The 13,219-nt window shown below is 30.4% G+C and carries 15 protein-coding genes; 7 read left to right on the top strand and 8 right to left on the bottom strand.

The features are described from left to right. Nucleotides 1-4: 4 nt before the first annotated feature. Nucleotides 5-763: an MTAP family purine nucleoside phosphorylase gene (locus MAEO_RS04655; RefSeq protein WP_011973639.1), complete on the bottom strand. Its 759-nt coding sequence runs from the start codon at nt 761-763 to the stop codon at nt 5-7. 175 nt (nt 764-938) lie between these two features. Here MAEO_RS04655 and ribK point away from each other — a divergent pair, with 175 nt between their 5' ends. The 3 genes from ribK (at nt 939) to ribC (ending at nt 2,609) form a co-directional block, all read left to right on the top strand. Further along, complete coding sequence (gene ribK, locus MAEO_RS04650) at nt 939-1,325, top strand: CTP-dependent riboflavin kinase (protein WP_011973638.1); 387 nt, start codon at nt 939-941, stop codon at nt 1,323-1,325. 57 nt (nt 1,326-1,382) lie between these two features. Then, complete coding sequence (ribB, locus tag MAEO_RS04645) at nt 1,383-2,072, top strand: 3,4-dihydroxy-2-butanone-4-phosphate synthase (protein ID WP_011973637.1); 690 nt, start codon at nt 1,383-1,385, stop codon at nt 2,070-2,072. Between the two features lie 66 nt (nt 2,073-2,138). Then, on the top strand, nt 2,139-2,609 hold the full coding sequence (ribC, locus tag MAEO_RS04640; RefSeq protein WP_011973636.1) for a riboflavin synthase: 471 nt from the start codon (nt 2,139-2,141) through the stop codon (nt 2,607-2,609). 9 nt (nt 2,610-2,618) lie between these two features. On the opposite strand, the gene MAEO_RS04635 is transcribed toward ribC, so the two are convergent. From MAEO_RS04635 to MAEO_RS04610, 6 genes are all read right to left on the bottom strand, one after another. Then, nucleotides 2,619-3,209, bottom strand: a complete 591-nt coding sequence (locus MAEO_RS04635) for a DUF1643 domain-containing protein (RefSeq protein WP_011973635.1) — start codon at nt 3,207-3,209, stop codon at nt 2,619-2,621. Nucleotides 3,210-3,236: 27 nt separating this feature from the next. Beyond that, nucleotides 3,237-4,655 carry an HD domain-containing protein gene (locus MAEO_RS04630; protein ID WP_011973634.1) on the bottom strand — a complete coding sequence of 473 codons (1,419 nt, stop codon included), beginning with the start codon at nt 4,653-4,655 and terminating at the stop codon, nt 3,237-3,239. A gap of 127 nt (nt 4,656-4,782) precedes the next feature. Beyond that, complete coding sequence (locus tag MAEO_RS04625; RefSeq protein ID WP_011973633.1) at nt 4,783-6,954, bottom strand: CDC48 family AAA ATPase; 2,172 nt, start codon at nt 6,952-6,954, stop codon at nt 4,783-4,785. A gap of 306 nt (nt 6,955-7,260) precedes the next feature. Beyond that, entirely contained in the window at nt 7,261-7,617 is a 357-nt protein-coding gene (locus tag MAEO_RS04620) for a hypothetical protein (protein ID WP_011973632.1), read from the bottom strand. A gap of 111 nt (nt 7,618-7,728) precedes the next feature. Next, the gene (locus tag MAEO_RS04615) at nt 7,729-8,316 is read right to left on the bottom strand and encodes a FumA C-terminus/TtdB family hydratase beta subunit (RefSeq protein ID WP_011973631.1); all 588 of its coding nucleotides are present in this window, start codon (nt 8,314-8,316) and stop codon (nt 7,729-7,731) included. A 76-nt stretch (nt 8,317-8,392) separates the two neighbouring features. Further along, nucleotides 8,393-8,923 carry a hypothetical protein gene (locus MAEO_RS04610; protein WP_011973630.1) on the bottom strand — a complete coding sequence of 177 codons (531 nt, stop codon included), beginning with the start codon at nt 8,921-8,923 and terminating at the stop codon, nt 8,393-8,395. Between the two features lie 168 nt (nt 8,924-9,091). Here MAEO_RS04610 and hemB point away from each other — a divergent pair, with 168 nt between their 5' ends. Next, nucleotides 9,092-10,072 carry a porphobilinogen synthase gene (hemB, locus tag MAEO_RS04605; RefSeq protein ID WP_011973629.1) on the top strand — a complete coding sequence of 327 codons (981 nt, stop codon included), beginning with the start codon at nt 9,092-9,094 and terminating at the stop codon, nt 10,070-10,072. 131 nt (nt 10,073-10,203) lie between these two features. Next, a complete protein-coding gene (locus tag MAEO_RS04600) occupies nt 10,204-10,599 on the top strand; it encodes a translation initiation factor IF-5A (RefSeq protein WP_011973628.1) in 396 nt (131 codons plus the stop codon). A gap of 84 nt (nt 10,600-10,683) precedes the next feature. Here the strand turns inward: MAEO_RS04600 and nadC are convergent, their stop codons facing one another. Further along, entirely contained in the window at nt 10,684-11,550 is an 867-nt protein-coding gene (gene nadC, locus MAEO_RS04595) for a carboxylating nicotinate-nucleotide diphosphorylase (protein WP_011973627.1), read from the bottom strand. 301 nt (nt 11,551-11,851) lie between these two features. On the opposite strand from nadC, the gene MAEO_RS04590 reads away from it, so the two are divergent. Next, complete coding sequence (locus MAEO_RS04590; RefSeq protein ID WP_011973626.1) at nt 11,852-12,259, top strand: Rpp14/Pop5 family protein; 408 nt, start codon at nt 11,852-11,854, stop codon at nt 12,257-12,259. Between the two features lie 29 nt (nt 12,260-12,288). Next, on the top strand, nt 12,289-13,206 hold the full coding sequence (locus MAEO_RS04585) for a dihydroorotate dehydrogenase (protein WP_011973625.1): 918 nt from the start codon (nt 12,289-12,291) through the stop codon (nt 13,204-13,206). Nucleotides 13,207-13,219: the final 13 nt, after the last annotated feature.

Raw genomic sequence — 13,219 nt, 5'->3', positions numbered from 1 at the left:
TATATTACATTTTAGCATCATTTAGTATATTTTTACAATAACTACATTGGTCCCGTTTATAATTTATTATATCCTCCACAATATTCAATATTTCATTTTCCATTTCATTTATTGTTTCATATACTTCTGATATAGTTAATCTACTTTTAGATATTCCTGTGCAATAGTTGGAGACTGTGCATATAGAACCATAGCATAGTTGGAGCTCCCTAGCAAGAACTACTTCGGGGTATGCCGTCATGCCCACAATATCTCCTATTGTTTTATAGAAATTTATTTCTGCCTTAGTTTCAAATCTTGGCCCTTCTGTGCATACATAGGTGCCTTCGCAATATTTGTAGCCCCTATTATTCAATAAACATTTTATTAATTCTGTCATTTGTGGGCAATAAGGCTCTGAAACATCAATATGCACAACTTCGCCATTTTCTCCATCGTAAAATGTGCTTTTCCTTTCTTTTGTGAATTCTATAAAATCATTTGCCACTACAAAACTTCCCGGAGTTATTTCTTCTTTTAATGAACCTACGGCATTTATTGCTAAAATTTTATCGACACCAAGCTGTTTAAGTGCCATAATATTGGCCCTATAATTTATTTTGTGTGGTGGGGTGTTATGGCGTATGCCGTGCCTAAATAATAAAACTACATCGCTTTCTTTATCAATTAATACCTTTGCATTTCCATATTTTGTGTTTATTATTTCCTCTCTGCCTTTATTTAATATTGTAGATATTCCAGTTCCTCCGATTATGCCTATCAAAATACCACCTATTTTTTAATTTTTAAATATTATTGGGGACTTCAATGTTTTTGTAGTTATTGTATTTATTTTTTTATTCCATCATAACTTATTTATTAAATGAAACCCAATATTAATTAGATTATATTTAAAAATAAATTCAAAAAATATACCTATAATATTGGTGATGATTTAAATGCTAAATAAATTATTTGGCCGTGTAGTTTCAGGAAAAGGTGAAGGGAAGCACTACATGTCTCTTCCCCCATATAAAGAAAAATTTAAAAATATTCTTGGATTTGAACCTTATGAAGGCACTTTAAATGTTAAATTAGGATATATAATAAATTTAAACGAGTTAAATCCTATAGAAGTGGATGATTTTTATTATAAAAATAATAAATACTATGGCGTTAAATTAATACCTGTAAGAATATGTATAAAAGATTATTGTGTAAATGGTGCTATCGTATATCCAAAAAAAACTGAGCATCCAAATAATGTAATAGAATTAATAGCCCCCATTAAATTGAGAAAATATTTATCTTTAAAAAATAATTATATGGTAAAAATTAGATTATAAATTATAATTAAAATTATTGAGCATCTATAAAATAATTTCATTTTAAGAGGTTAAACAATGAGTGAAAATGCTAAAATTGAAAAAGCCATAAATGATTTAAAAAATGGAAAAATGATATTAATTTACGATAGCGATGATAGGGAGGGGGAAGCCGATATGGTTGTAGCTTCGGAATTTATAACTCCTGAACACATAAGAACTATGAGAAAAGACGGGGGAGGATTAATTTGCACAGCAATACACCCAAAATATTGTGAAGCTGTCGGAATTCCTTTTATGATTGATGTGTTCGATTGTGCAAATGAGAAATTCCCTATTTTAAAAGAATTGTATCCTAATGATATACCATATGATGAAAAATCTTCATTTTCAATAACTGTAAATCATAGGAGCACATTTACAGGAATAACTGATAATGATAGGGCACTCACAATAAAAAAATTGGCGGAGCTCCTAAAAGAAAAAAGATACAATGATTTTGGAAAAGAGTTCAGAGCTCCCGGACATGTGGTGTTGTTGAGGGCATCAGAAGGACTTTTAAAAAATAGGGAAGGACATACGGAAATGACCGTAGCTCTTGCAGAATTGGCTGGTTTAACTCCAATTACCACAATTTGCGAAATGATGGGGGACGATGGAAAAGCCATGAGCAGAGCGGAAACCGAAAAATATGCGGAAGAACATGGTTTGGCACATTTAAACGGGGAAGAATTAATAAATTACTACATGGATAAAATAAACAAATAAAATAATTTAACATAAAATAGATGAAATATATAATATTTTAAAAATAATATATAATTCGGTGGAATTATGACAATTAAAGTAGGTATAGCCGATACCACATTTGCTATGGTGGATATGGCATCAGTAGCCATTAAAACGCTAAACAATATGACTGATAAAATAAAAATAATAAGATACACAGTTCCGGGAATGAAAGACCTACCAGTTGCATGCAAAAAACTAATAGAGGAAGAGGGATGCGAAATAACCATGGCATTGGGTATGCCCGGAAAAATGGATAAAGATAAAGTTTGTGCTCATGAGGCATCTCAGGGTCTTATGATGGCACAGTTAATGACAAATAAACATATAATAGAAGTATTTGTTCATGAGGACGAGGCAAAAGACGGAAAAGAGTTAGACTGGCTTGCAAAAAGAAGAGCAGAGGAACATGCCGAAAATGTTTATTACATGTTATTTAACCAAAAATATTTACAAAAAAGAGCAGGGCAAGGATTAAGGCAAGGTTTTGAAGATGTTGGTTCAGCATTGAAATAACATATATATTTAATATTTTTCTAATCCCATAGTATAACTCCAAAAACAGGCATGAAATGGATACAAGGAGCTCCCTTTTCCATTGCCATCTACTCTATAAATAGGAACATCTTTTTTAACATTATTATGTATTAAATCATTTACTTGCTCAATTCTTTGATTATATGCTTTTTTATTAATTCCACTATTTCCGCCCCATGCTTTAATTATATAATCACTTTCTTTTACAAATGATTTTATGTATTTATCGTTTTCTATTCCTACAATATAATTTAATCCATTGTTTATTAGGGCATTTTTAACATCTTTTGCATCGGTTGCCCGGTATGCAAAAATATTCAATATATTTAAATATTTTACATCTGGAAAATTGCAATGAACGAAGCCTTCTACTCTTCGTATAGTGTTATCTGCCATTTTTTCATTTGCCGAAGATGGATTTTTAAGAATAACTGTAATGGTGTTATTTTGTTCTATTCTGTCTTTATATTGCATCTGTAATGTATATCTGTATAAATTGTTTTTGGAAAATATTGCAGTTATACAATCTACATCTATGTTTTCAAAGTGCTTTACCTGTCTTCCTATTCGTGCCTTCATATTAGTTCCTTTTAATTTCTTTTTAATTTAATTTTTTAGATTATTGTTGATACTATAATCATATCTATATATTCCCCCAATTTTTTCAACAGTTTCATTGATTAGGCCACAGAAAGTTAATTTTTGGAGCTCCTCAATTACATCTTTTTCAGACAGTCCTTTTTCTTTTATAATATTTATTAAATTACCTTTTCCTCTTATTTTCTCATTTTCTTCAATTATGTGGTATAATTCACCATGTTTAGTTTTATTTTCAATGAATTCAAAGATATATTTATTAATTTCCTCTATATCTTTATCGGTTATTTTGTTAATGGTTCCATTTATTTCAGGAGATGCATAAACTCTAACATCCCAAGAATTTATGTATGCTAATTTTAAACTATTTGCAAGGGGAGATATATGGTTTAAACGATAGATTTTATCATTTATTACGATTTTAATATTGTGCTCATTCATTTTAGGATATGAGGGTATATCCAAAAATATTTTAATATCAAATTTATCAAGGAGCTCCCCTTCCAATTTTCGTATATTGTAATCACTTAAATTAATTAATCTCCATCTTTCAATTGGAAGGAGCTCCCCATATTTTAGCGTGACTATATTTTTAAATAATTGCCTTCTATCTATCATATTAATTAATTTATTTGATTCTTCCCCTCTCTGATTTCGTATAATTGAAATTAAGTCAATATCGTCCATGATGGAAAGGTCATGCACTTTAAATAATTTTTCACTTATGGCTTCAACAGTGGCTTGTTTTAGCATTGTTTCTGAAATTCTTGAAGTAGGATGCATATAAACAGTAGGGTACATTTGATATCGTGCAATTAGTAAAGATTCTACTGCAATTTTTCCTTTTTCTAATATTGCCAATTTATTATGGTGGTCATTGCTATTATTTTTATCTCCATATAATATCATGCTACCAATTAATCTGTTGTAATCAATTGAACCATATGCCACCCCCGTATGATAACTATCCCTCATTAAATAATCAATTCTATCGGCATCAATATCTCCGCTAAGTAGCATTCCTTCAATACTTTTAGAAGATAAAACATTAATTATTTCATTGGAAGTATAATTCTCAAAATTCATTTTTTTAATCTTTTTTTTAGTGTGGTATTCATGGTCGTAACCATTTACTTCAAGAGTATGGGAAAATGGGGGATGCCCTATGTCATGCAGTAGTCCTGCAATTCTTATTAATTGGGTGTCAATATCCTTAAATCTTTTAAAAATTTCTCCTGCAATATACATAGTCCCTATGGAGTGTTCAAATCTGGTATGGTTGGCACTAGGATAAACAATACAAGTTAAACCTGTTTGCTTTATATTTCTTAATCTTTGAACTTCTGGGCTGTCAATTATATCAATTTCGCCACTATTGATTAACACATCTTTATATATTGGGTCCCTTATTATTTTATTTTTTGACATGATATATAATAGGATATAATAATATATAAATATTCGTGAAAATAGAATTACCCATAGAATAAAAATTAAAAATAATGGAAAAATATCAAAAAATAGAAAATAGAAAATAGAAAAATTAATTATTTAATTAATTTTCTTCGTTTTCTTCTTCGTCAGCCTCGGAGCTTCCACTGTATTCTTTTGCCAATTTTTCATAAACTGCCATATCTCCTTCTTTAACAGATGGTCTTATTTTTTTCATTGCCTTCTTAAAGTGTTTTAACTCAACTTTTTCAGCATTTATATTTTCTCTAAGTGCTGTCATTGCAGCTTCCCTACATATTGCTTCAATGTCAGCTCCTGTGTATCCTTCTGTTTCTTCTGCAAGTTTCTTTAAATCTACTTCTTCGGCTATTGGCATATTTTTGGCATGAACTTCGAATATTTTGTATCTTGCATCACTATTTGGGACTGGAACAAGCACAATTCTATCCAATCGCCCTGGCCTCAATAACGCAGAATCAAGCATATCTGGCCTATTTGTAGCTGCAACAACTACAACATCTTTTGGTTCTTCTAATCCATCAAGTTCTGTTAAAAGTTGATTTACAACTTTTTCAGCAACTCCACTTCCTCCCATATCTGAACCTCTTGTTGGAGCAATACTGTCAATTTCATCAAAGAATATCACAGTAGGGGCTGCCTGTCTTGCTTTTTTAAACATTTCTCTGATTGCCTTTTCGCTTTCTCCGACCCATTTTGAGAATATTTCTGGACCTTTTACGCTTATGAAGTTAGCTTGTGATTCATTAGCTACGGCTTTTGCAAGCATGGTTTTACCTGTTCCAGGCGGACCGAATAATAATACTCCCTTAGGTGGTCGAATTCCCATTTTTTCGAATACTTCTTTATTTTTTATGGGCCATTCAACAGCTTCAATGAGGTCTTGTTTTATCTCATCTAATCCTCCAATGTCCTCCCATCTCACATTTGGAACTTCAACAAGAACTTCTCTTAATGCTGATGGTTCAACTTCTTTTAAAGCTTCTTTAAAGTCTTTCATTGTTACTTTAATGTTTTCAAGAATTTCCGCAGGTATTTCTTCTTTTTCTAAGTCAATATCTGGAAGTAATCTTCTAAGTGTTTTCATTGCCGCCTCTTTACACAATGAAGCTAAATCAGCACCAACAAAACCATGTGTAACATCTGCCAAATAGTCTAAATCCACATTTTCGAGTGGCATATTTCTTGTATGTATTTGTAGAATTTCTTTTCTACCTTTTCTATCTGGAACACCAATGGTTAATTCTCTATCAAATCTTCCTGGTCTTCTTAATGCACCATCTAATGAGTCAGGCCTATTTGTGGCTGCAATTACTACGACCTGTCCTCTTCCGCCTAATCCATCCATCAGCGTAAGGAGCTGAGCTACCATTCTTCTTTCAACTTCACCAGAAGCTTCATCTCTTTTTGGAGCTACGCTATCAATTTCATCAATGAATATGATACTTGGAGCTTCTTCCTCAGCATCTTCAAATATCTTTCTTAAATTTTCTTCTGTCTCTCCAACATATTTACTCATAATTTCCGGACCATTTATGGTATAGAAATTAGCTCCTGCTTCATTAGCTACGGCTTTTGCAAGTAGTGTTTTACCTGTTCCCGGAGGTCCTGCGAGTAAAACTCCTTTTGGTGGTTCGATACCTAATTTATCAAATAATTCTGGGTATCTCATAGGGAGCTCCACCATCTCCCTAATTTTTTTAACTTCTTCTTTTAATCCCCCAATATCGTCGTAAATTATATCTGGTATTTTAGATTCTTTTATTTCTGATACAGGTTCAGTTTTTATGTCGAAATCTGTAAATTCTGTAATTTTTACAGCCCCTTTTGGGGATGTATTTACCACTATAAATGGAAATGCTGTTCCAAGTACCCCTATTACAACTTTTGAGCCTTTTCCAACAACTTGTCCCATTAATCTACTTTTAACATGGTCATTGAATGCCCCAGCAAATCTAACTTCCTGCATTGGAGCAAGGGTTATTTTTTTTGCCTCTTTTACTTCTGTCTTTTTTATTTTAACTTTGTCCCCAATTCCAGCTTTTGTATTTTGTCTTAATATTCCGTCCATTCTAATTATTCCCTTTCCTTGGTCTTCCATATATCCTCTCCAAACCGTTGCATAACTTTTGGTTTTTCCTTCAATTTCTACTACATCCCCCGATTTTAAATTTAATTTTTCCATTGTTATGGGGTCTATACGGACTATGCTTTTACCCACATCCCCTTGATATGCCTCAGCTACTATTAATTCCATAATACCACCTTTTTTTTATTAATTAGTATAAAATTTATTATAATTATGAATTTCATTGATTATAAATGTTGTCATTTTAAATTGATTATATGCCAACCTATAGTAATATATAGTAATATACCTTTGAACTTCTATATAAATGTTTTGGTTTTGTGTATTGCACACACACAACTATTTAATAATATAGTGATTACTATTATTTAGATAATAATATATATTCATTGCCCTTTTTGTTAATTGGATAAAAAAATATTGTGAGAGTGGATAAAAAAATAAAAAGTAAAAAAAGTAAAAATAACCGTTCAATTATTTATTTGGTATTTCCATCATATGGAACCAGTAGTATCTTGCAAATCCGCAATTTCTACATCTTACATACATACCAGATTCAGTTATTAATATATCTTGTATGTATAATGTATTGCAATTATAACATTTAGCTTCTTTTTCCAATAACCAGTTGTCGAACTTTCTTTTTTTATCTTTTTCTTCTTCAATTATATTCCCTTTATCAATTTCAACAGTTTTTAAAATATAGTATCTTGTTGCACCACAATTTGAGCATTTTACAAATGCCTGATTTGGATATATCTCAATTATTTGGTCTACGATTTTCCCACAATTGTAGCATTTTGTTTTATATTTTAAGTTCCAAGATTCCATAATATCCCTCCGCCATTTGCAAAAATATCTAATGTATAATATTTAATCTCATTTATGATAATAATCATGCATGATTATATATTCCATATATAAAATATAATATCCGTTGATTTATTGTATCATTTTTTCTAAATTTTTATTAACTATGTTATTTACTTCTTTATAAATGCTGTTTCCGTTGGCGTCCATTGATACAATAAGGGGCCCAAAGTCTTTAACTTCTAATTCCCAAAATGCTTCGGGCATACCTAGCTCCTCATAATAAACTCCTTTTACCTCCACTATTGAATTTGCAAGAAGTGCGGCACAACCGCCCGGAGCTCCCAGATATACAACACCATGGGCATTAAATGCATCTAATAATTCATCTTTCATGCCCCCCTTTCCAACTATAACAGATATATCTGTTATTTTTATAAATTCTTCCTCCATATTATTCATTCTAGCGGAAGTTGTTGGACCTATTGCCACACATTTCCATTTATTATTTTCTTTTTTCATTATTGGTCCTGCATGATATATTGCGCCATGTTTTAATTTTTCCACTATTATTTTTGATTCTGGTTTTTCGCCTTCTTCTAATATTGTTAAATGGGCCTCATCTCTTCCTGTGTAAATTATACCATTTAAATAAACAATATCTCCAACATTTAATTTTTTAATGATTTCCTTTGATAATGGGGTTTTTAAAGTTACCATATTATTCCCTCACAAATTATTAATTTTATATTTTAATATATTATATTTTATTTAATATAATATTTATATGTGTTATTCAGGTTATGGTGCCAATCAACACAATATTTATAATTAATCCCAATAATGTCCCAATTCCAACCTGCAATTTTGTATGTCTATTTAAATATAGTCGTGCCCACATCGTAGATATTAATATTAATAGATTAAATACCAAGGCAATAAAAAAAATTGTATTATCTCCATAATATTTGTGTGCCAATAATATTAATATTGTGGAGCTCCCATAACAATGGATACTTATTTTCCAAAATACTGTAATAGTCGATATTATTATTAAATTTATAAAAAATATCATTGTTAAATATCCATGGTCGATGAAAGGATATATTAAAAATCCATAACAAATTAATAATATCAATGGCACAATTCTTGGAGCTCTATCTTCTATATCCCATTGTTGATTTTTTAATTTGGCATAAATCACCCATACAATAAAAGGCAATGCTCCAATTAATATTATTTCTACGATATTTTTAAAAAGTAATGTCATAGAGATTATAAACCAATAAGGAAATAAATTAGAAATAATTTCTGCAAATTGTTTCATTAATCCACCAAGATTTAATAAATTATATGATGCCTAATATGATATCATTATAATATAATGCTACAACAATATATTTTATTATTAATATTATTATATACTTTATATTATATATTACAATATACCATATATTTTATTATTATTGCGAATAATAGATAGAGATGCAATACCATGATAAAAAGACCAAGAAGATTAAGAAACACCAAAAAAATTAGAGATTTAGTCGGTGAAACTACCCTTATAAAAAATGATTTAATAATGCCTTTATTTATTGACGAAACCCTAAAAGGAAGTGAAAAAAAAGAAATAACTTCAATGCCAAATCAATATAGATTTAGCACAGAGGGCGTAGTTGAAGAATGTAAGGAAATAGCAGATTTAGGGGTTCCAGCTGTAATATTATTTGGAATACCAAAATATAAAGATGAAATTGCATCATCAGCATATGATGAAAATGGAGTTATCCAAAAAGCCATAAGAAACATAAAGGCAGAGCTGGGAAATGATTTATTAGTTATTGCTGACACATGTTTATGCGAATATACTTCACATGGGCATTGTGGTTTAATTGATTATAAAAATAATAAAGTTTTAAATGATGAAACGCTACCCATACTTTCAAAAATAGCCATATCTTATGCAAATAGTGGCGTGGATATAATTGCTCCTTCGGATATGATGGACGGTAGGGTTGGAGCTCTGCGAAAAGCCCTCGACGAAAACAATCACACGGATATACCCATAATGAGCTACGGTGCAAAATATGCTTCCTCATTTTATGGTCCATTTAGGGATGCCGCAGAAAGTGCTCCAAAATCAGAGATAAAAGACAGGAAAACATATCAAATGGATTATAGGAACTCCAATGAGGCAATTCGTGAAATTGAATTAGATATTGAAGAAGGAGCCGATTTAATATTGGTAAAACCTGCACTTCCTTATTTGGATATTATAAAAATTGCCAATGATAATTTTAATATACCAATTGGAGCATACTGTGTAAGTGGAGAATATTCTATGATTGAAGCGGCTTCAATAAATGGTTGGATAAATAGGACTGATGCTATTATAGAAACACTACATGGCATAAAAAGAGCAGGGGCAAGTTTTATTATAAATTATTGGGCAAAAGAAATTGCAAAATATTTATAATTAGTTATAAATATTAATAAAAATATTAAAGATATAGTTTTTTCATGTAAATATTTATATACTATATATGACAATCAATAATAAAACAATTCAATAAACAATAAAAAACGAAACATATATTAGGTGATTAAATGCCAGGAACAAAACCAGTAGAATTGGGTTCATTAAAAGTAGGACAATACATCGTAATTGATGAAGTGCCATGTAGAATTGTAGATATGACAAAGTCAAAACCGGGAAAACACGGAGGAGCTAAAATAAGATTAACAGCAATGGGACTATTCGAAAATGTTAAAAAAGAGCATGTTGGACCAACCTCATCAAGAGCAGATGTTCCATTAATTGACAAAAGAAAAGGACAAGTTTTATCAATTATGGGAGATTTAGTTCAAATAATGGATTTAGAAACATTTGATACATTAGAAATCCCAATGCCTGAGGATGTTGAGGAAATAGACAGCGGTATGGAAGTAGAATACTTCGAAGCTGTTGGAAGATATAAAATAACAAGAGTAATAAGTAAATAATTAAATAATAATTTATTTTTAATATTTCTATTTTTTTAATATTTTTTGTATTGTTTGGAGCTCCGAGCACACCATATTATATTTTTAATCATTAGTTTTATTTAAATCAAGCCCCATATCAACAGCAATTGCTGAATGAATTAAACAGCCCATAGAAATTATATCAATAGGATATTTTGCATAATTTAATACTGTTTTATCGTTAATTCCTCCACTAACTTCGATTAATGGCTTATAGGTGTATTTATTTTTATTATAATTTTCCTCAATAATTTCAAGAGCTCCGCCAATATCCTCGGGTTTAAAATTATCTAAAAGCACAATATCAGGCTTATATTGTAACACTTCTTTTAATTGCTCAATATTATCTACTTCTATTTCTATTTTTTTGGAAAAACTTAATTTTTTTACTATTTTAAAACAATTTTCAATACCAACAGCCTCTATGTGGTTGTCTTTTATCATTATCATATCATCTAATCTAAATCTGTGAGTATCCCCGCCTCCTACAAATACGGCATATTTTTCCAAAGGAGACAACATCGGAAGAGTTTTTCGTGTGCAGGCAATTTTTACATTGTTATTTACTTTTTTCACCATTTCCACAACATTATGGGTTTTTGTGGCTATGCCTGATAAATGCATCAAAAAATTTAAAATTGTTCTTTCAATTGTCAATATTTTTTTGGTATTTCCTTCTATTTCCAAAATATTTGTATTTTCTGATACAACATCTCCATCATTTACAAATGTTTTTACCTTTAAATTATGTTCTTTTATATATTCTACTACAAAATTTAGCCCACATGCCACAACACCATTTTCTTTAACTTTTATAATTCCTTTTGAAGTGTGGCTATCGGGAATAATTAATTCTGTGGTTAAATCTCCAAATCCGACATCGTAGGATAGGGTTTCATTTAATATCTTTTTTGCATAATCTGTTATCACGAAATCACCGTTTATAGTATTAATAACAATAAATAGAATAAGAAAAAATAAAATAACAATATAGTAAGTTCAATTACTGTCCCTTATCCGCCCTAAACGATTAAAGGTATTTCTCTGTTTTGTATCATAATAAGAGAGATTTTATACTATTTAATCACTTGCATTACGGAAAATTGTCCGAAGATTGACTATAAATAGATGGTATGATTATTATATGTATAAGTATATAGCTATATGTAAATTATATTTAAGTTATATTTAAGTATATTTTGTATATTTATTATTTTTATCGGTGATATAATTGCTTAAAACATTACCTCCAACGATACGGGAAAAAAAGAGATATATTTCATTTAAAATTATATACAATAACGAGCTATCTGGTGGCGAAGTTGTAAATTTAATAAGGAGCTCCTTGATAAATTATTATGGGGTATGGGGGAGCTCCAAGTGTAATCCTTGGTTAATTGACTATACCCACCCAAAAGGTCTATTGAGAATAACGAGGGAAGAGGTAGATTTTGTAAAATCGGCACTAATATCTATCAATGAATACAAAAAGAATCCAATAAATATAATCATATTGGGGGTATCGGGCACAATTAAAAAATCAAGGGAAAAGTTTTTAAAAGTTCCTCATGAAAAATATTATAAAGTGATTCAAAGAAGAAAAAAAGAAAATAGTTATAAAAATAGATTAAGGAAATAATTATAATAAAAATAAATTATGGTGATATAATGTTAAAAACAAATTTATTTGGTATTGATTTTAAAAATCCCGTATTCCTTGCCGCGGGAATTATGGGGGAGACAGGAAGTGCCTTAAAGAGAATGGGAAAAAATGGGGCTGGTGCTGTATGCACGAAATCCATAGGGTTAGAAAAGAAAATGGGGCATAACAATCCTACAATGGTAGAAGTAGAAGGTGGATTTTTAAATGCCATGGGGTTGCCAAATCCCGGAATAAATGAATATGTTGGAGAAATTGAAGAAATAAGGGACGATTTAAAAAAGATGGGCGTAAAAATAATAGGTTCCATATATGGAAAAGACAGTAATGAATTTTCAAAAGTTGCAGAAACAATAAGTCCATTTGTAGATGTTATCGAATTAAATATATCTTGCCCACATGCGGGAGGTTTTTATGGGGCTCAAATTGGACAAAATCCAGATTTATCTCATTCGGTTGTATCTGCTGTAAAGGACTGTGTAAATAAACAACCTGTTATGGCTAAATTAACTCCAAATGTAGCGGATATAAAAGAAATAGCTAAATCCGTTGAAGATGCTGGGGCCGATGGTATTGTGGCAATAAATACACTTGGTCCGGGCATGGTAATAGATATAGAAACCAAAAAACCAATATTGGGCAACAAATTTGGTGGAATGTCTGGAAAGGCAATAAAACCAATTGCCATAAAAAATGTTTATGATATTTATTCTGCGGTGGAGCTCCCAATAATTGGAGTTGGCGGAATTACCATGGGATTAGATGCAATAGAGTTTATGTTGGCTGGTGCCTCTGCTGTTCAGGTTGGAACTGGTGTATATTATAGGGGATACGATATATTTGATAAAATATGTGAGGAAATGGAACAATTTTTAATTGAAAAAAATATTAAATTAAAAGATATTGTTGGGGGAGCTCATGAATAATATTAATGAAATA

Origin of the sequence: Methanococcus aeolicus Nankai-3 (assembly GCF_000017185.1) — an archaeon.
Taxonomy (GTDB): domain Archaea; phylum AGJL01; class Methanococci; order Methanococcales; family Methanococcaceae; genus Methanofervidicoccus; species Methanofervidicoccus aeolicus.
The sequence above is the reverse complement of the archived record's forward strand: the minus strand, read 5'-3'. Positions and strand labels throughout refer to the sequence as shown.

Excerpts from the sequence above, each read along its gene's own strand:
- ribK (WP_011973638.1), top strand. The coding sequence starts at position 939 with ATGCTAAATAAATTATTTGGCCGTGTAGTTTCAGGAAAAGGTGAAGGG.
- ribB (WP_011973637.1), top strand. The coding sequence starts at position 1,383 with ATGAGTGAAAATGCTAAAATTGAAAAAGCCATAAATGATTTAAAAAAT.
- ribC (WP_011973636.1), top strand. The coding sequence starts at position 2,139 with ATGACAATTAAAGTAGGTATAGCCGATACCACATTTGCTATGGTGGAT.
- MAEO_RS04635 (WP_011973635.1), bottom strand. The coding sequence starts at position 3,209 with ATGAAGGCACGAATAGGAAGACAGGTAAAGCACTTTGAAAACATAGAT.
- MAEO_RS04630 (WP_011973634.1), bottom strand. The coding sequence starts at position 4,655 with ATGTCAAAAAATAAAATAATAAGGGACCCAATATATAAAGATGTGTTA.
- MAEO_RS04625 (WP_011973633.1), bottom strand. The coding sequence starts at position 6,954 with ATGGAATTAATAGTAGCTGAGGCATATCAAGGGGATGTGGGTAAAAGC.
- MAEO_RS04620 (WP_011973632.1), bottom strand. The coding sequence starts at position 7,617 with ATGGAATCTTGGAACTTAAAATATAAAACAAAATGCTACAATTGTGGG.
- MAEO_RS04615 (WP_011973631.1), bottom strand. The coding sequence starts at position 8,316 with ATGGTAACTTTAAAAACCCCATTATCAAAGGAAATCATTAAAAAATTA.
- MAEO_RS04610 (WP_011973630.1), bottom strand. The coding sequence starts at position 8,923 with ATGAAACAATTTGCAGAAATTATTTCTAATTTATTTCCTTATTGGTTT.
- hemB (WP_011973629.1), top strand. The coding sequence starts at position 9,092 with ATGATAAAAAGACCAAGAAGATTAAGAAACACCAAAAAAATTAGAGAT.
- MAEO_RS04600 (WP_011973628.1), top strand. The coding sequence starts at position 10,204 with ATGCCAGGAACAAAACCAGTAGAATTGGGTTCATTAAAAGTAGGACAA.
- MAEO_RS04585 (WP_011973625.1), top strand. The coding sequence starts at position 12,289 with ATGTTAAAAACAAATTTATTTGGTATTGATTTTAAAAATCCCGTATTC.